The organism is Chryseobacterium phosphatilyticum, from assembly GCF_002899825.2.
Taxonomy (GTDB): Bacteria; Bacteroidota; Bacteroidia; order Flavobacteriales; family Weeksellaceae; genus Chryseobacterium; species Chryseobacterium phosphatilyticum.
This window is the reverse complement of record NZ_PPED02000004.1, coordinates 43185-61184: the sequence shown is the minus strand read 5'-3', so window position 1 is coordinate 61184 and position 18000 is coordinate 43185. Positions and strand designations below refer to the sequence as shown.

Here is an 18000-nt window from a genome sequence, read left to right as displayed (position 1 = left end):
AAAAAAAATAAATAATGTCAGACAACAAAGTAATATTGAATTACGACGGTAATTCATATGAATATCCTATCGTGGATAGTACTATCGGAGACAGAGGGATTGATATTTCAAAATTAAGAGACCAGACAGGTTTAATCACTCTGGATTTAGGTTACAAAAATACAGGAGCTACCATTAGCGACATCACTTACTTAGACGGAGATAAAGGAGAATTATTCTACAGAGGTTATCCAATCGAACAGATTGCTGAAAAATCTAACTTCACTGAAGTAATGTACCTTTTATTACATGGAGAACTACCTACTCAAGACCAGTTTACTTCTTTCGACAACAATATTAAAAAATATAACTTCATCGCAGATGAGATGAAAAAGATCATTGATGTTTTTCCTCGTTCTGCTCACCCTATGGGAGTACTTTCTTCTATGACTTCTGCATTAACAGCCTTCAACCCGAAAGCCGTTAACGTAAACTCTAAAGAAGAAATGGATCACGCTGCTGAGCTTATGATCGCTAAGTTCTCTCACCTTTGTGCCTGGACTTATAGAAAAACTCAAGGTTTACCATTAAACCACGGAGACAACAACCTGAACTATGTAGAAAACTTCTACAAAATGGCATTCAGATTACCAAACGCTGATTTCGAAATCGATCCGGTAGTCGTTAATGCATTAGATAAATTATTAATCCTTCACGCTGACCACGAGCAAAACTGTTCTACTTCTACAGTAAGAATGGTAGGTTCTGCTCATACAGGTCTTTTCGCATCTATCTCTGCTGGGGTATCTGCACTTTGGGGGCCACTACACGGTGGTGCTAACCAGGCTGTAATCGAAATGCTTGAGCTTATCGAAAAAGATGGCGGTGACGTATCTAAATATGTTGCTAAAGCAAAAGATAAGTCTGATAACTTCCGTTTAATGGGATTCGGACACAGAGTGTACAAAAACTTCGACCCGAGAGCAAAAATTATCAAGAAAGCTGCTGATGATATTCTTACAGCATTAGGAATCCAGGACAAAGCTCTTGATATTGCAATGCAATTAGAAAGAGTAGCTCTTGAAGACGAATACTTCGTAGAAAGAAAGCTATATCCAAACGTAGATTTCTACTCAGGTATCATCTACAGAGCATTAGGAATTCCTACAGAAATGTTTACCGTAATGTTTGCATTAGGAAGACTACCGGGCTGGATCTCTCAATGGAAAGAAATGAGATTGAAAGGAGACCCTATCGGAAGACCAAGACAGGTATATCAAGGTGCTCAGGAAAGAAATTATATCGATATCGCAAGCAGATAATATCTGCTTTTACCATATCAAAATCCCAAGGCTTGCTTTGGGATTTTTTGTTTTTAATCGTTAGAAGCTGTTTCCCGCTATCCACTCATACTCCTCACGCCTCTGCATTTCCGACGTATGCTGCGGGGTAACCGTTCCTATCGGGGCTAAGAATATTAGTAATCAGTAATAAACATAACGATTCCCGCTCCTAATGATTATGTCGTATTTTGTTACCCCATACGGATCCAAATAACGTTAGCCACAACGCTTATGATTCAATAGAAACGGGCTTTAGCCCGTTTTGAAAACAAAAATAATTCCATTGGCTTCAGCCAAAACCTAAAAAAATATTTCATCTATCTGACATTCAATTTAATAATTTATTAAATTTACTCTTGCATAAAATAAGTTTCGGCTAAAGCCGAATGAATACTATTTATGGATTAAACGGGCTAAAGTCCTTTTCTATAAATACAGCAACTTAGAGTAGAAAAATAAATATACCATGACTTTCGGACAACAGATGTTATTTTTTTTCAGTGCAGTAGGAGCATTCAACGGGCTTTTGCTGGGAATGTATCTGTTATTTGTCAAAAAACTGAAATACCTGCCTGATTTTTTTCTTGGTCTTCTTTTATTAACGTTAAGTATAAGAGTTGGGATTTCAGTTGGGATTTATTTCTATCCTGATTTACCGAGAATTATTCCACACCTTGGATTATCTTCATTATTTTTTACAGGACCGGCCCTATATTATTACATTAGGTCTTCTTTTCAGCAGGAAGAATTTGATCAGATAAATTGTCGCAGAATGTTTGGAATATTGACCCTTATTTTAGGAGCAGTCGGATTACTTTATCTATTTTTTCCGGTTATCTGGGATAATTATTTCGGAACCTTTATTTACGCAGTTTGGTCTGTATTTATATTTCTTGCTATATATCAGTATTATCAATATTCAAGACAAAACAGTAAAAATCCTAATAAATTTGTTCTTCCTGTATTGATGAGTAATGTAATTATCTTTTTAACTTATCAACTCATTTCTACGGGCTGGGTACAGGTCTACTGTGCGGGTGGCAGCTTAGTCTTTTCTTTTGTATTGTATGCTAACTTCCTTATCTTGTTCAACAAAAAGTATCAACAGATATCAACAAAAGAACCAGGTAAATATTCTAATAGAAAAATTTCGGGGCAGCAAGCTGATAATTTTGTTTCTAAGCTGGAAAGATTAATGAGCTCTCAGGAACTGTATAAAAATCCAAATCTAAAATTAAATGATCTGGCATCCGCGATGAATATGTCAGCGCATCAGCTTTCACAATTGTTGAATGATAATCTGGGAAAAAGTTTTTCTACCTATATCAATGAATACAGAATTGATGAAGCCTGTGAAAAAATAGAAAATGGTTCCTATTTGAAAATTGAAGAGATCGGATACGAAGTTGGTTTTAATTCCAAGTCTACTTTTTTTTCAACATTCAAAAAAATTAAAAATACAACACCTCTTTTATATAAACAATCGCAAACCCTTACTGAGCCTGGGTTGCAAAGTTCTAATTTATAATTTCGTACTGCGGAATTTAAACTTCAAAACCTCATTTTTATTTCTGGTCTTTACTTTTGATCTCGTAAAAATTAAAATTTATGATGATCAAATTATGGTACCTGCTATTACTGTTTTTTCTGTTAATTTTTGGAAAAGCACAAGACATTACAAAAAGAAAAGTTCCGGATTCTCTTAGTGAACAAAGGTCCCCGACAACAAATATTTCAGAGGTAATTATTCAATCTGCTCCCCGAAGTATAAAGTTAAATGATGGAAATACGGTGATGGCGGTTTCTGGTAACAGAGATTTTAAAACTTCATCAAACCTTTTAGAAGTTCTGAGGAAAACACCGGGAGTGACTGTAGACCAGGAAGATGGTATTTTTATCGGAGGAAGGATCAGTCCGGCGATTTTTATTGATGGAAAACCCATTGTAATGAGTGTTCAGGAGTTACAAGCCTATTTGCGGTCTTTATCACCCGAAATGGTAGAATCATTAGAAGTCAACGCTAATCCTTCTTCAAAATATGATGCAGAATTTAAAGGGATTATTGATATTAAATTAAAAAAGAATACCAATCTCGGATGGAAAGGAAATTATAATGGAAATGTATATATCAATAAATTCAATTACAGAGAAAATGCCTTAACCCTTTCCTATAATATCCCAAAGGCTGTTTTTACGATGCAGGCCGGCTATAATGAAGGTATTTCTAACTACCGTTATAAGGCTTTACAACGATTGGCAAATACCAATGTTATGCGGACAAATACAAAACAAAAAGAAAATGTCGGTGTGTATAATGTTTTGATAGGTGCCGATTTCAGATTGAATGATAAAAATAGATTGGGGATCAATGTAAGAGGCAATTTTCGGGATAATGATCGTCTTCGTTCAGGATCTTTATACACTACTGACAAAAGTGAAACTCAATTGATTTTTCATACCACAAGCGAAAACCCTTCAGACTATGTACAAAATAATTATGGTATTACAACCGATTATTCTTTTCAAAACAAGGGATTAACAATTAGTTTTCTCGGAAACTATCTTGCAGTTAAAAACAAACAGAAAGATGACTTTATTAACAGAGATCAACCTACATCTGATCTTTTATCATATTGGAAGTCTGACCTCGTTAATAGAATTGATATCTATACGGCCCAGATTGATGCCTCTCAAAAAATAGGAAATGCAGATATAGAAATGGGGATTAAATATAGTTATTCGGATACCAGCAACAATATCAGATACGATACCTTATCAACAGGTGCACAGTTTGTATTTGATCCTGGCAGAAGCAATGTATTCTCTTACAAAGAGAAAATAGGTGCCGGTTATTTAGCATACAGACAAAAATTTTGGAAACTTCAGATTAATACCGGGCTGAGGTTGGAGAATACAAATAGTATTTCCAATGCGATTACCGCAGATTCTATCGTTGTCCGAAACTATTTGGAATGGCTACCTTCCTTTAGTGCAAGTTATACCTTCAATAAATCTAATGAATTTTCCCTTTCTTACAGCAGAAAAATGACCAGACCGATTTTTTCACAGCTTAATCCGTTCCGGTTTTATTTTAGCCCTTTGAACTATTGGATAGGGAATCCCTATTTACAACCTTCTTTCACCAGCCAGATCAGGGCAACTTATCGCTATAAAAACTGGATTACCAGCCTTAGTATAGGTAAAGAAAAAGAGGTGATGATCCGTTATCCCATTTACAACCCGGAAACAAATGTGTTGGAATATCTGGGAGCTAATTTACCTTACAGGAATTTTGCTGCTTTGGAAACAAGCTTCCCCGTTAAGATTACAAAATGGTGGAACATTACTACCCAGATTACGGGATATTACAATTATGAATTCAGACCATACTTGGAGGATGTCTTTGCATTGGATATTTACAATTATGAAATAAGGGTAAACCAGGTCTTTACTTTACCCCAGGGGTACACAATTAATCTGTTCACTAACTATGAATCTAAAACCGGAAACAGCCTCTATATTATTAAACCCCGTTATAGTATAGATCTCTCCATTCAGAAATCATGGTTAGATAATAAACTGAATACAAAGCTTGGATATAATAATCTATTTGATTCAAATGATCAAAGCCTGGAATTCAGACATAAACAGATCATGGATAATCGTTTTACACACTGGTGGGACAGTAGCCGGTTATTTTTTTCGTTGAGCTATAACTTTGGAAGCTCAAAATACCAGACAAAAGAAATTCAAAAAACAGAGGAAGAAAACAGAACAAGATAAAAGAAAACCTGCTTGTAAAAGCAGGTTGAGTATTTTTATGGGCAAACGCAGTTACCACATGTCCAGATTCTGCAGCTGCCATCCTCATTCCATTCACAGCAGTATCTAGGTCTATTGATACCGATTCCTCCGATAATTGATTTTTGTTGATCTCTTCCTAATTTTTGTGCATTTTTAAGCACAGATTTGTTCTTGTTCATGATTTTGATTTTTTGATGTTAAGTTTTAATGTTTCCTTCCGGGGAAAATTTCCCACTTTTAAGTCGAAAATAGGGTAGTTTATTATGGACATTGGCATCTGTCACATGTCCATATATAGCATTTTCCATTGTTATCCCACTCGCAGCATCTTCTGCCAGTAAAGATGGGAGCTCCTCCGATAATTGATTTTTGTTGATCTCTTCCTAATTTTTGTGCATTTTTTAGCACAGAATTGTTTTTGTTCATGATTTTGTTGTTTTGATGTTAATAGTTAAGTTTTAATTTTTATAATCTTGCAAAATTATATCCCTAATATAGGAATTTGTTTTTGTATTTTTAATAAAAAATTTACGATTATATGGATGAATTTGAGTGAGTTGTATATAATATTACGGATGAAAGGAGAAACTAAATAATAAAAAAAGTCGTTTCACATCTCGTAAAACGACTTTTGCTTTTATGGGCAGTTACATCTGCTGCATATCCAAAGGAAGCAGGTTCCGGTGACTCCATCCCACTCGCAACATTTTTTACCCCCCGGTATGAATTCTCCTCCTCCGGTAATTGATTTTTGTTGATCCCTTCCCAGTTTTTGTGCATTTTTTAGCACAGAAATTTTCTTGTTCATAACATTGTTTTCTGATGTTAATAGTAAATTTTAAAACGTATAATCCCTTGAAAATTATATCCTAATTAAGGACAGTGACATGTGTTACATACCCAGAGGAAGCAACTGTTGGTGGAATCATCCCACTCACAGCATTTTTTGTTTCCCGGCATAAAGCCTCCTCCGGTAATTGATTTTTGTTGGTTCCTTCCGAGTTTTTGTGCATTTTTCAACACAGAAATTTTCTTGTTCATAGCGTTGCTTTTTGATGTTAATACTAAAGTTTTTAAAATGTATAATCTCTTGAAAATTATATCACTAAAGTATGAAGTTGTATTTGTTTTTTAAAAAAAACTGACATTCTTATGTAGATGAAATACAGTAAGTTGTAGACCGTGGTAAAACTCCAATGCGGGTTTTTGTTAAAAAATAGTAATGGATATACCTTAAGATCGGCAAATTTAATGCATAAAATAATCCAAAAGTTTTATAGATAGAGACCTTTACTTATATTTGTAGTATTGCATAAATCTTTATGAGACTAAACATTAAAAACGAAACGGGAAGGCTGAAGTCAGTAGTTCTAGGTCAGCCTAATTCACTGGGGCCGGTTCCCACATTGGAGGAAAGCTATGACGCCAAGTCATATTACTCAATCGAACACAACATTTATCCTAAGGAAGTGGATATCATCAATGAGATGAACGCTTTCGAAGCAGTTTTAAAAAAATATGACGTTGAAGTACTTCGTCCAAGCATTATCCAGGATTATAATCAAGTCTTTTCAAGAGATGTGGCTTTTGTTATTGATGATAAAATGATCATCTCCAACGTGATTGTGGACAGAGCCGATGAGCAGGAAGCATATAAAAGCGTTTTTGAAAAAGTAGCCTGGAGAAAGATTATCAACCTTCCGGAAACAGCTCATATCGAAGGAGGAGATGTCATCGTATGGAATGATTTCCTTTTTATAGGAACATGCTTCAGCGAAGATTACAGAAATTATAAAACAGCAAGAACCAACGAATATGCTATCGAAATTTTAAAGGAATATTTTCCGAAGAAAAGAATCATTGACCTTGAGCTGAAGAAAAATGATAAGGTTCCATTCGAAGGAATTCTTCACCTTGATTGTACTTTTAATCCGATAGGAGAAGACAAATGCATTATCTATAAGAATGGATTTGTTGATGAAAGTGATTACCGGTTAATCATTGATATCTTCGGAGAAGAAAACTGTTTTCACATCAATGACGAAGAAATGTTTGAAATGTTCCCGAATATCTTCTCTATTTCTCCTGAAGTGGTTGTTTCCGACAAAGCATTCACAAGAATGAACAACCATTTAAGAAACGAATGGGGAATTACGGTGGAAGAAATTCCTTACAGAGAAATTTCTAAAATGGGAGGATTGCTGAGATGTTCTACAATGCCACTTGTACGAGAGTAATCAGAAGGGTTTTAGTGTTTGAGAGTGGAGAAGTTTTAGGATCTGAGAGTTAGAGTGTTGGTGTGTATTTCAATATTTTTTTAATTTTAAATAAATAGTAGTGTATGTCAACGATTAAATTTCATCAGGACTTAAAAGTTTTTCAAAAATCATTTGAAACAACACAGCTGATTTTTGAACTCTCAAAATCTTTTTCAAAAGAAGAACTTTATTCTCTTACAGACCAGATAAGAAGGTCATCAAGATCTGTAACGGCAAATATTAGTGAGGCTTGGGGTAAAAGAAAATATGAAAAATCCTTCATCGCTAAGCTTACAGATTCGGAGGGAGAAGCAAGAGAAACCCAAACATGGCTTCAATTTGCTCATGCTTGCTGCTACATTAATAAAGAGCAATATAACAATTTACTTAATCAGTATAATCAAATAATAGGAATGTTAGTAAATATGATGAATCAATCAGAAAAATGGTGTTCATTTACTTCAATTCAAAATGAGGAGTAGAATTGATAATCAACTGATCAAACTCTAAGACTCTCATACACTAACACTCTCAAACTAAAAAAGATGCAAACAACAGATACCGTATTAATGATAGAGCCGATTGCATTCGGCTACAACGCAGAAACTGCGGAAAATAATTATTTTCAGGTTGAACAAACAGGTTCAGATATTCAGTCAAAAGCTTTGGCAGAATTCAATACTTTTGTCGGAAAACTCAGAAGTAAAGGGATTAATGTAATCAGTATTAAAGATACGATAGATCCCCACACTCCGGATTCTATTTTTCCTAATAACTGGGTGAGTTTCCATAAGGACGGCAAAGTGGTTTTATACCCGATGTTTGCGTCCAACAGAAGAGTAGAAAGAAGAGAAGATATTATTGAAAGTATCCAGAATCAGGGATTTGAAATTTCTGAAATCGATGATTGGTCTTTCTCCGAAACCCAGGGGCATTTCCTGGAAGGGACAGGGAGTATGATTTTCGATCATGACAATAAAATTGCTTATGGATCAGTTTCTTTGAGATTGGATGAGGCATTATTCAGAGAATTTTGTGCAAAATATGGCTTTACTCCTGTAGTTTTCCACTCTTTTCAAACAGTAGGTACAGAAAGGCTTCCAATTTATCACACTAACGTTATGATGTGTGTAGCCGATAAGTTTGTTGTCATATGTCTTGATTGCATTGATGATGAACTCGAAAGAGAAAAAGTGATAGAAACAATTAAAGGCTCAGGAAAAGAAATCATAGAGATTACAGAAGAACAAATGCAACAATTTGCAGGAAATATGCTTCAGGTTCAGAATAACGACGGAGAAAAGTTCCTGGTAATGAGCCAGACGGCGTATCAGTCTTTAACACCAGAACAGGTAGCTGCTATTGAAAAATACTGTGAAATTATTTATTCAGATCTTAATACTATTGAAGTCAATGGGGGAGGAAGTGCAAGATGTATGCTTGCAGAAGTTTTTCTTCCAAAAAAATAATATATTTACCAAAAAAAATAATTGAAACCATTATCAAGTAAAGGTTTACATATTCTTCTGACTTTGGAAACAGAGTCAGAAGATTTGTTATTAGACAGCAACGGATTTCTGAAATTTACAGAGGAAATTCTGAAAACTAAAGAGGTGGAGATTGTAGGAGTTACCAATCATATTTTCGACAATTCCAGTTTCACTGCTGCCGTATGCCTTAAAGAATCCCACCTCTGCATTCACACCTGGCCGGAGTACAAACAACTTACTTTTGATGTTTTTCTGTGTAATTATACCCAGGATAATACTTCAAAGGTTGAGCAGATCGCCAATGAGGTTGTAAAGTATTTCAATGCTGTTATCATTCAGGAACATAAAATTAACCGCTAAAAAATGGATCATATTTGCCCTGTTTGCCAGACAAACAATAATGATCTGGCCATAGAATTTGAGGTTAAGGAATTTATCTGCAGCCACTGTGATAACCTTATTGAACCAGGAAAAGCTACACCGAAAAAACTCGTTAAAAAGCCCGTGGAAAATGTTGTTCTGGATGTTGGACAAAAAGCGATGCTCTATGGTACTGAATACTGGGTTATTAACATTGTTGTTAAGAAATACGGTTCAGATACCTTCTGGCGGGAATATGCTTTGAAAGATAAGGCCGGAAATAATGTTTTCCTCAGCGAAAGTGATGGGCATTGGGTTTTTCTTCATGAACTGAAGACTGCTTTCAAAGAATCCAAGTTCTATGCAGAATTTGACGGAAGAAAATACCGGTGGTATGAAACTACTCCATGCAGTACCTATGCAGCAACAGGTTTTTTTGAAGAGGAGGCCAATTTTTCCCTGGCCAGCTACAAGGAATATGTAAACGGTACAGAAATGATTTCCAGAGAACAATATGGAAATTCTTCTCAATACTTCAAAGGAATTCATATTTCTAGATCTGAAATCAAAAAAGCTTTTGGGCTAAAAAACCTGCCACCCAGCTTCGGGATAGGACTTGTTCAGCCATTTCCTTACAATATAAGACAATGTACCAATATTATGGGCATTACAGCAATTCTCATATGTTTACTCCAACTGTATGTAGTGACCTCCAGAAGTAATCAGACTATTTTTGAGCAGACCATTAATTTTGCTGATGTCAATGATAAAGAAATGGTGAGTCAAAGCTTTACCCTTTCGGGAGGCTCTGCTCCTTTAAAAGTGCATGCTTTTTCAGCTGTAGATAACTCATGGGCTAGCGTGGGAATAAGCCTTGTCAATGAAAAAACGAATGAAGTTACGTACGCTTCTAAGGATATTGAAAAATATTCAGGTTTTGAAGATGGAGAAAGTTGGACGGAAGGAAGCCAGAGTACAGAGTTCAATATCTGTGGTGTGCCTCCGGGCAACTACCATTTTCTGGTCTCTGCAGAAAAAGAAGGTGGAATTGTAGATCCGTTCAAAGCTGGATATCGTCCGCAAAATGGGGGCTTCTCTGTTATTCAGAATGAAACAGGTGCTTACTTCATGCAGAATGATAAAGATAAAACCGTCGTTAGCTATCCTGATAAAGAAGCTTTAGAAAAAGAAATATTGACAAAAACCGGCCTCCAGAATAATTTACAGGATACTAAAAAACTGGATTCTATTCTGATTCATATGGTTCCGGATTATGGCTATCCGGGCAAATATGAAGAGCATGCATCAGTAACTATCAAAGCTACCTGGTTACCAGTATCATTCTGGAACTTCGGAATCGTATTGGTATGTTTAATCGTGTTTACGATTTTAAGCTATATCGCACGACGTATTTTCGAGACCAGCAAATGGAAAAATAGCTCCAACTCTCCTTATCCCACTAGTTAAGACATGGAAATAATAATCAATTACATTAAAAACAATTGGAAACTGTTTACCATCGGAGGCATTTTTCTGGGGTGGTTTGTTTATCTTACTTTTTCAGGCAATCAGTTCTGCGATTGTGCCAAAACAGAAAGTTACCGTGATGGTACCACAAAAAGCCATTCCAGAGCAGGATATTACAGATTTTATCACAAATAAAAAATATAAAATTATGGACAACATTAATCTATTACCTATATTAAATTCGATTCTTTATTCCTTTTTGGGAATCGCCATTTTACTGGTATGTTACTTTATTATTGAAAGATTAACCCCGGAAAAAACATGGCATGAAATTGCTCAAAACAAAAATATTGCCCTTGCTATTGTTTTCGGCGCTTTTATTATTGGAATTTCAATGATCATAAGTGCTGCAATTCATGGATAAAAAGAGGCTATCTCTTGAACTGCTTTTATTGTTCTCGGTATTTGTTATAGCTACATGTGGGCTGATTTATGAGCTGGTGGCGGGAGCGCTGGCCAGTTATCTTCTGGGAGACTCTGTTAAACAGTTTTCGTTCATTATCGGAGTATACCTGTTCTCAATGGGAGTAGGTTCCTATCTTGCTAAATTTATCAAAGGGAATCTTATTGATAAATTCGTAGAGATCGAAATTCTGGTAGGAATTGTTGGAGGGATAAGCTCAGTAGTCTTGTTTATATTATTCAATACAATGGCCCACTTTGAGGCTGTTCTCTATCTTTTTGTTTTCTTTACCGGATGTTTGGTCGGGGTGGAAATTCCATTGCTGATGAATATTCTGAAAGATAGAGTAGGGTTTAAAGACTTAGTATCGAATGTTTTTGCATTTGATTATATTGGAGCTCTTTTGGCATCCATATTATTTCCGTTGGTTTTGATTCCCAATCTTGGGATTGTAAAAACCCCGCTATTCTTTGGGTTAATCAACATTTCCATTGCTATATTTCTATGTTTCTACCTTAAAACAGATCTTTCAAAGCCCATCTCTTTAAAAGTAAAAGCTATCGGAGCTTTTGTTTTTCTTCTGGCACTTTTTATCTTTTCGGATAAAATTTTGTCCTATTCAGAAGAGAAACTATATGGAGAAAATGTTGTGTTTACCAAAAGCTCACCTTACCAGAGAATAGTTTTGACCAGAAATCATCGGGAATTCAGGCTTTATTTAAATAATAATCTGCAGTTTTCCTCTACCGATGAATATCGCTACCATGAAGCTTTAGTGCATCCCGTGATGTCTATGGCTAAAAATATAGACGAGGTTTTGGTATTGGGCGGAGGAGATGGTTTTGCTGTTCGTGAAATCCTGAAATATAAAGATGTCAAAAAGATTACTCTTGTTGATCTGGATGGTGATATGACACAGTTTTTCAAGAACAATGAGACCATGAGGCAGTTGAATCATCATTCTTTGTCTGATTCTAAAATTGAGGTGATTAACAAGGATGCCTATATTTGGGTAAAAGAGAACAAAAAGAAATTTGATGTCATTATCATCGATTTTCCTGATCCATCCAATTACAGTTTAGGAAAACTCTATTCCCTGCAGTTTTACAAAGAGCTGGAAAGGCTGACGACTCCGCAAACTAAAATTGTAGTTCAGACAACCTCACCTTATTTTGCTCCAAAGTCTTTCTGGTGTATAGAAAAAACAATGAATCAGATTTATCCTTTTACTTCTGCATATCACACGTATGTACCCTCATTTGGAGAGTGGGGGTTCTCGATGGCTTCCTTTGAACCTGTCAACAATAAAATATACCGTAGACTTCCCAACCTGAAATATTATGACTATAATTTTTCTCAGGTATCCTATTTTAACAAGGATATGAAAGCCGATGAGGTAGAAGTTAACCGTTTGGATAATCAGATACTAGTACGATATTTCGATGAAGAGTGGGGAAAAATTCAGTAGAAAAGACTTTCTTAAAACAATCGCATTAGGCAGCCTGATGCTTCCCTTTCTGCACTATTGTGGAAAAAAGGTTAAGTCTATGCTGCTTTTCATTACAGGGACCAATCATATTCTTGGGCATCGGTTATGGGCAAAAGATTTTCCACAAGTTTCAGAAGTTATCCACAAAAAATATCTTATTGTGGGTGGAGGGATTTCCGGACTTTCAGCATGCAGATATTTCAGTCAGCACAATGAGGGGGATTATTTGTTGTTGGAAATGGAAAATCATTTGGGAGGAAATTCTTCAAATGGACAGAATAAGTTTTCAAAATTTCCCTTGGGTGCCCATTATCTGCCACTACCCAACAAGGAAAATGTAGAAGTTATTGATTTTTTAAAAGAATGCAAAATATATCTGGGAGATGACAAAAACGGAGAACCGGTTTTGGATGAATATCAAATGACTTTTCCACAACAGGAAAGACTGTTTTTCAAAAATTCCTGGCAAAATGATATTGTTCCCCAAAAAGGAATTTCTTCTACCACTCAAAACGAACTGAATCGTTTCTTTACAGCCATGGAGGATTTCAAAAAGAAAAAAGATAACCAGGAAAAATATTGGTTTGCTATTCCTGTTCATGATTCCAGTAAAGATGATGAGGTTGTCAGGTTGGAAAAGATTCTTTTTAAAGATTGGCTGAAGGAAAATAAGTACGAATCGGAAGAACTTCTGTGGCTGCTGGATTATTCCTGTAGAGACGATTATGGATTAGGAATAGACTATGTTTCTGCCTGGGCCGGGATTCATTATTTTGCCGGAAGAAAAAACAACTGGAGCAGGACTTACAAAGACCAGGTATGTACATGGCCGGAAGGAAATGCAAGACTGGTCAATCATTTTTCAAAATATACTAAAGAGAAAAGTCTTTCCGGACATCTGGTTTTTGATGTTACAATCAATGATAAAGCTGAGGTCCTGTGTTTTGACAATATTCAGAAGAGAACCAAAAAAATCATTGCTGAAAAAGTACTGTTTGCAGTTCCGCAGTTTGTCAACGAAAGGATTTTCAAACATAAAAAAGCTGAATCTTTCAACTATGTCCCATGGCTTTTGACAACCATTACTCTGAAAAATGAATTCGGTGGAGACGAAGAACTGGCATGGGATAATGTTATTTATGGTTCGTCAGGATTAGGCTATATCTATGACCAGCACCAGAATATTAACCAGATTACCGGTGAAAAAGTAATCACCTATTACAAAAGTTTCTCTACTGATCATTGCAGGAAAGCACGTAAAGAACTGTACGCCATGAAAGAGGATAAAATGAAGGCTTTAGTTTTAGAAGATCTTAAGAAGGCTCATCCGTTGATTGAAGATTTTATCCTTGAAATGCAGTTTCATAAAATTGGACATGCTATGATTGCTCCTGTTCCTAATCAGATTTTTGGAGAAAAAGCTAAAGTGGCTAAAGAGCCTGTAGACGAAAAAATATTCTTTGCTCACTCAGATCTCTCGGGAATCTCTATTTTTGAGGAAGCCTTTTATCAGGGAATAAGAGCTGCAGAGCAAATGCTATAAAACTACCTGTATAAACAACGATATGAAGCAACCCTGGATACATAACGCAAAAACAGATTGGTGGTTTATTTTATCTCCGCCTTTTCTTGTTTTGTTGATTATTTTCCTTTTTCAGAAACAAATTCAGGAACTTGAAAACAGCTATTCTTTTTATACATGGCTGCTATTAATTGTTTTTGTGGATGTTGCTCATGTTTATTCCACGTTGTTTAAAACTTATTTCGTAAAAACTGAGGTACAAAAAAGAAAACTGCTGTATTACGGAATTCCTGTTGTAAGCCTCGGACTGGGGATTTTTTTATTCCAGTTCGGAGATTTGGTATTCTGGTCTGCCCTTGCCTTAATTGCTGTATTTCATTTCATTCGCCAGCAATATGGGTTTGTAAGGGTTTATGCAAGATTTGAACCCAATAACCGGAGCAAAAAGATGGATGAAGTGGCGGTATATGCTGCTACTATTTATCCCATGTTATATTGGTTTAAAACGCCACGCGCCTTTACCTGGTTTGTAAACAATGAATTTGACTGGCTCAGAAATCTACCGGATTATATGGGTTTCATTACAATATTATACATCTTGATCCTGGCTATTTGGATCATTAATACAATTGCAGTAAGCATTAAAACGGGACAGTTTAATATTCCCAAAATTACTCTTATCGCCGGAACCTATCTATCATGGTACTTCGGAATTGTCTACTTTAATAATGATCTCCTTTTTACCTTTTTGAATGTCATTTCTCATGGAATTCCTTATATCACCTTGATTTATATTCGCGAGATTAAACAAAAAGAAAAACACTCATCGGGCTGGCTGGCTGTACTCACATCTGCTTCAGGGATATTCATATTCATCGGGATTATTCTCGTATTTGCCTTTCTTGAAGAATTCCTGTGGGAAACGTTAGTTTGGAACGAACACTTTTCAATGAATCTTACTATTTCGGAAGGTTTGTTGCCATTTTTGATTCCGCTGCTGGCAGTTCCACAGCTCACCCACTATCTTCTGGATGGTTTTATCTGGAGGAAACCGAAAAAAGTTAGCTAACTTTGTCTCAATCTTTAAAATCTAAAAATGAGACAATACTTTCTGTCACTAGCCTTTTTTCTTGTTATCATAGTAGGAGCTCAGCAGAAAACATTCTGTAATCCTATCAATATTGATTATGGTTATACTCCTTTTGAAGTTTTTTCTAAACAAGGAAAACACCGTGCTACAGCTGATCCGGTGATTGTCAATTTTAAAAATAAACTTTTTCTTTTTTCTACCAATCAGGAAGGATACTGGTACAGCGATGACATGCTGGACTGGAAATTTGTGAAAAGAAAATTCCTCCGTGATAATAAATATATTCACGATCTCAATGCACCTGCTGTTTGGGCTATGAAAGATACATTGTATGTTTTCGGTTCTACCTGGGAACAGGACTTTCCTATATGGAAAAGCACAAATCCTGTTAAAGATGACTGGAAAATTGCTGTAGATACTTTAAAAGTCGGGGCATGGGATCCTGCATTTCATTACGATGAAGATAAAAATAAACTCTATCTGTATTGGGGGTCGAGCAACGAATGGCCACTACTGGGAACAGAAGTGAAAGTGAAAACTCTTCAGTCCGAAGGATTTGTAAAGCCTATTCTCAGGTTGAAACCGGAAGACCATGGCTGGGAAAGATTTGGTGAGTATAATGATAATGTCTTTTTACAGCCTTTTGTTGAAGGAGCATGGATGACAAAACATAACGGGAAATATTATATGCAATACGGAGCACCCGCTACCGAATTCAGCGGATATTCAGACGGGGTCTATGTGAGTAAAAGCCCTTTGGAAGGATTTGAATATCAGCAACACAATCCGTTTTCTTATAAACCCGGAGGTTTTGCAAGAGGAGCAGGACACGGAGCTACTTTTGAAGATAATTATAAAAACTGGTGGCACGTTTCAACAATCTTTATCTCTACCAAAAATAATTTTGAAAGAAGACTCGGAATCTGGCCGGCAGGGTTTGATAAAGATGATGTCATGTATTGTAATACAGCCTATGGAGATTATCCGACTTATCTTCCACACTATGCACAAGGAAAAGATTTTTCCAAAGGGCTTTTTGCAGGATGGATGTTGTTAAACTATAATAAGCCCGTTCAGGTTTCTTCAACATTCGGGAGCTACCAGCCCAATTTTGCTGTAGATGAAGATATTAAAACCTACTGGAGTGCAAAAACAGGAAATGCAGGAGAGTGGTTCCAGACGGATCTTGGAGAAGTTTCTGCGATCAATGCCATTCAAATCAACTATGCTGATCAGGATGTGGAGTTTATGGGGAAAACCTTAGGAAAAATGCATCAGTACAAAATTTTTGGATCTGATGACGGCAAAAAGTGGAAAGTTATTGTAGATAAAAGTAAAAATACCAGAGATGTTCCTCATGATTATATCGAGTTGGAAAAGCCTGCCTATGCAAGATTTCTTAAGATGGAAAATCTGAAAATGCCCACGGGAAAATTTGCATTAAGTGGTTTCAGAGTATTTGGAAAAGGAGCAGGTGAAAAGCCTAAGAAAGTAGAAGGTTTCGTTCCGCTAAGAGCTGATCCTAAAAAATATGGAGAAAGGAGAAGTATCTGGATGAAATGGCAGCAAAACCCTGAGGCAGACGGATACGTTATCTATTGGGGAAAATCACCGGATAAATTGTATGGAAGTATCATGGTGTATGGAAAGAATGAATATTTCTTTACCGGAGCCGACAGAACAGATGCTTATTATTTCCAGATTGAGGCCTTCAATGCCAACGGAATGTCAGAAAGAACAGAGGTCGTTAAATCAGAATAAATAAAACAAAGATATTTTTTGTAACACACTTTGAGGAGTCAGGGTGTGTTATTTTTTATCAATCTTTTCAAGAAAAAGATTTTATTTTATCAATAAGAAAAACATCATTGGGTGCTTTATCCCAATCCAGATGACCACCACTGAATTGATACGAATCATGGATAACGTTGTTTTTAGTTAACATAGAATCTAATATTTTTTCTTGTGTTGAAGGAATAATACGGTCTCCACTTCCATAGTAGGATAGAGTGGGAGGAGAAGATTTTCTGATCCAGTAGACAGGGCTTGCAAGATGGATAAGGGAAATTCCCCGTTTAGACAAGTCCGGGTTGACAAGCCTTCTCTCTACAAAAGAATATTCCTGATAATTTTTGAAACCCGAATCTGAAAGATCTGCAGGACCCACGATATTGATGACAGCCTTCACTTTTTTTAAAGAATCCGACTGATAAGCGTATAACATCGACAAATGCCCTCCGGCACTATTGCCTAATAAAATAAGTTGAGGAGTATAATGAAACCTCTTCTCTAAAAATTTCATCACATTGCTGATATCTTCAATCTGATTGGGTAAGGCAAAATCTGTTTCTGAGGCGAGCCTGTAATTGATATTGGCGAAAATGTGATCCGGAAATTTTTTCATCAGAGAAAGAGTAAAAAAGGTGAGTTGCGATTTATCCCCGGCACGCCACCCTCCACCATGGATAATAATAAAAACTTCCCTCTCTTTAGCCAGATTCTTATCTGGGAAATAAAGATCCATAACCTGTCTGGAATGATTACCATAAGGAACGTTTTCTTCTTTATTGAAACTGACCTGATTATTAAAGCTGATCTTTTTGTCTTTGCAGTCTGTCAAAAGAAGAAATAAGGTGATACCTAAAAGGATGTTGATCAACCTTGCTTTCATATCATTAAAGATAAAAAACCTGCTGAAAAATCAACAGGTTTGTGTACAAAATAATTTGATTGAA

General features: G+C 36.0%; 18 protein-coding genes. 14 read left to right on the top strand and 4 right to left on the bottom strand.

Annotated features, from left to right (window positions below; all coding sequences use genetic code 11):
* The first annotated feature begins 14 nt into the window (after positions 1-14).
* From C1631_RS15970 to C1631_RS15960, 3 genes are all read left to right on the top strand, one after another.
* The gene (locus C1631_RS15970; protein WP_103246807.1) at positions 15-1301 is read left to right on the top strand and encodes a citrate synthase; all 1287 of its coding nucleotides are present in this window, start codon (positions 15-17) and stop codon (positions 1299-1301) included.
* Positions 1302-1788: 487 nt separating this feature from the next.
* Entirely contained in the window at positions 1789-2850 is a 1062-nt protein-coding gene (locus tag C1631_RS15965) for a helix-turn-helix domain-containing protein (protein WP_109713394.1), read from the top strand.
* Positions 2851-2930: 80 nt separating this feature from the next.
* On the top strand, positions 2931-5105 hold the full coding sequence (locus C1631_RS15960; RefSeq protein ID WP_109713392.1) for an outer membrane beta-barrel protein: 2175 nt from the start codon (positions 2931-2933) through the stop codon (positions 5103-5105).
* A 35-nt stretch (positions 5106-5140) separates the two neighbouring features.
* Here C1631_RS15960 and C1631_RS24130 read toward each other — a convergent pair whose 3' ends face one another.
* The 3 genes from C1631_RS24130 to C1631_RS24125 form a co-directional block, all read right to left on the bottom strand.
* Entirely contained in the window at positions 5141-5305 is a 165-nt protein-coding gene (locus tag C1631_RS24130; protein ID WP_165828318.1) for a hypothetical protein, read from the bottom strand.
* Positions 5306-5714: 409 nt separating this feature from the next.
* The gene (locus C1631_RS15955; protein ID WP_103247813.1) at positions 5715-5906 is read right to left on the bottom strand and encodes a hypothetical protein; all 192 of its coding nucleotides are present in this window, start codon (positions 5904-5906) and stop codon (positions 5715-5717) included.
* Positions 5907-5999: 93 nt separating this feature from the next.
* On the bottom strand, positions 6000-6167 hold the full coding sequence (locus C1631_RS24125) for a hypothetical protein (RefSeq protein WP_165828317.1): 168 nt from the start codon (positions 6165-6167) through the stop codon (positions 6000-6002).
* Positions 6168-6448: 281 nt separating this feature from the next.
* Between C1631_RS24125 and C1631_RS15950 the strand changes: the two genes are divergently transcribed.
* From C1631_RS15950 to C1631_RS15900, 11 genes are all read left to right on the top strand, one after another.
* Positions 6449-7363, top strand: a complete 915-nt coding sequence (locus tag C1631_RS15950; RefSeq protein ID WP_103247812.1) for a dimethylarginine dimethylaminohydrolase family protein — start codon at positions 6449-6451, stop codon at positions 7361-7363.
* A gap of 104 nt (positions 7364-7467) precedes the next feature.
* Complete coding sequence (locus C1631_RS15945) at positions 7468-7866, top strand: four helix bundle protein (RefSeq protein WP_165828316.1); 399 nt, start codon at positions 7468-7470, stop codon at positions 7864-7866.
* A 63-nt stretch (positions 7867-7929) separates the two neighbouring features.
* A complete protein-coding gene (gene ctlX / locus C1631_RS15940) occupies positions 7930-8853 on the top strand; it encodes a citrulline utilization hydrolase CtlX (protein ID WP_109713390.1) in 924 nt (307 codons plus the stop codon).
* 21 nt (positions 8854-8874) lie between these two features.
* Positions 8875-9234, top strand: coding sequence for an S-adenosylmethionine decarboxylase family protein (locus C1631_RS15935; RefSeq protein WP_103247810.1), 360 nt, complete (start codon positions 8875-8877; stop codon positions 9232-9234).
* A 3-nt stretch (positions 9235-9237) separates the two neighbouring features.
* Positions 9238-10701: a DUF4178 domain-containing protein gene (locus C1631_RS15930; RefSeq protein WP_103247809.1), complete on the top strand. Its 1464-nt coding sequence runs from the start codon at positions 9238-9240 to the stop codon at positions 10699-10701.
* Between the two features lie 3 nt (positions 10702-10704).
* Positions 10705-10896 (top strand): hypothetical protein, encoded by a 192-nt coding sequence (locus C1631_RS15925; protein ID WP_228441282.1) that lies wholly within the window; start codon positions 10705-10707, stop codon positions 10894-10896.
* A gap of 13 nt (positions 10897-10909) precedes the next feature.
* Positions 10910-11125 (top strand): DUF350 domain-containing protein, encoded by a 216-nt coding sequence (locus C1631_RS15920; RefSeq protein WP_103247808.1) that lies wholly within the window; start codon positions 10910-10912, stop codon positions 11123-11125.
* Entirely contained in the window at positions 11118-12632 is a 1515-nt protein-coding gene (locus C1631_RS15915) for a polyamine aminopropyltransferase (RefSeq protein ID WP_109713388.1), read from the top strand. The genes C1631_RS15920 and C1631_RS15915 overlap by 8 nt, the downstream gene beginning before the upstream one ends.
* Complete coding sequence (locus C1631_RS15910) at positions 12607-14196, top strand: NAD(P)-binding protein (RefSeq protein ID WP_109713386.1); 1590 nt, start codon at positions 12607-12609, stop codon at positions 14194-14196. Before C1631_RS15915 ends, C1631_RS15910 begins: the two co-directional genes overlap by 26 nt.
* Before the next feature lie 22 nt (positions 14197-14218).
* Complete coding sequence (locus C1631_RS15905; RefSeq protein WP_109713384.1) at positions 14219-15244, top strand: hypothetical protein; 1026 nt, start codon at positions 14219-14221, stop codon at positions 15242-15244.
* Positions 15245-15271: 27 nt separating this feature from the next.
* Positions 15272-17026 (top strand): discoidin domain-containing protein, encoded by a 1755-nt coding sequence (locus C1631_RS15900; RefSeq protein WP_103246888.1) that lies wholly within the window; start codon positions 15272-15274, stop codon positions 17024-17026.
* A 67-nt stretch (positions 17027-17093) separates the two neighbouring features.
* Here the strand turns inward: C1631_RS15900 and C1631_RS15895 are convergent, their stop codons facing one another.
* A complete protein-coding gene (locus C1631_RS15895; RefSeq protein ID WP_103246887.1) occupies positions 17094-17936 on the bottom strand; it encodes an alpha/beta hydrolase in 843 nt (280 codons plus the stop codon).
* Between the last annotated feature and the right edge of the window lie 64 nt (positions 17937-18000).

Coding starts and splice junctions, on each gene's coding strand:
- C1631_RS15970 (WP_103246807.1), top strand. CDS start 15: ATGTCAGACAACAAAGTAATATTGAATTACGACGGTAATTCATATGAA.
- C1631_RS15965 (WP_109713394.1), top strand. CDS start 1,789: ATGACTTTCGGACAACAGATGTTATTTTTTTTCAGTGCAGTAGGAGCA.
- C1631_RS15960 (WP_109713392.1), top strand. CDS start 2,931: ATGATGATCAAATTATGGTACCTGCTATTACTGTTTTTTCTGTTAATT.
- C1631_RS24130 (WP_165828318.1), bottom strand. CDS start 5,305: ATGAACAAGAACAAATCTGTGCTTAAAAATGCACAAAAATTAGGAAGA.
- C1631_RS15955 (WP_103247813.1), bottom strand. CDS start 5,906: ATGCACAAAAACTGGGAAGGGATCAACAAAAATCAATTACCGGAGGAG.
- C1631_RS24125 (WP_165828317.1), bottom strand. CDS start 6,167: ATGAACAAGAAAATTTCTGTGTTGAAAAATGCACAAAAACTCGGAAGG.
- C1631_RS15950 (WP_103247812.1), top strand. CDS start 6,449: ATGAGACTAAACATTAAAAACGAAACGGGAAGGCTGAAGTCAGTAGTT.
- C1631_RS15945 (WP_165828316.1), top strand. CDS start 7,468: ATGTCAACGATTAAATTTCATCAGGACTTAAAAGTTTTTCAAAAATCA.
- ctlX (WP_109713390.1), top strand. CDS start 7,930: ATGCAAACAACAGATACCGTATTAATGATAGAGCCGATTGCATTCGGC.
- C1631_RS15930 (WP_103247809.1), top strand. CDS start 9,238: ATGGATCATATTTGCCCTGTTTGCCAGACAAACAATAATGATCTGGCC.
- C1631_RS15925 (WP_228441282.1), top strand. CDS start 10,705: ATGGAAATAATAATCAATTACATTAAAAACAATTGGAAACTGTTTACC.
- C1631_RS15920 (WP_103247808.1), top strand. CDS start 10,910: ATGGACAACATTAATCTATTACCTATATTAAATTCGATTCTTTATTCC.
- C1631_RS15915 (WP_109713388.1), top strand. CDS start 11,118: ATGGATAAAAAGAGGCTATCTCTTGAACTGCTTTTATTGTTCTCGGTA.
- C1631_RS15910 (WP_109713386.1), top strand. CDS start 12,607: ATGAAGAGTGGGGAAAAATTCAGTAGAAAAGACTTTCTTAAAACAATC.
- C1631_RS15905 (WP_109713384.1), top strand. CDS start 14,219: ATGAAGCAACCCTGGATACATAACGCAAAAACAGATTGGTGGTTTATT.
- C1631_RS15900 (WP_103246888.1), top strand. CDS start 15,272: ATGAGACAATACTTTCTGTCACTAGCCTTTTTTCTTGTTATCATAGTA.
- C1631_RS15895 (WP_103246887.1), bottom strand. CDS start 17,936: ATGAAAGCAAGGTTGATCAACATCCTTTTAGGTATCACCTTATTTCTT.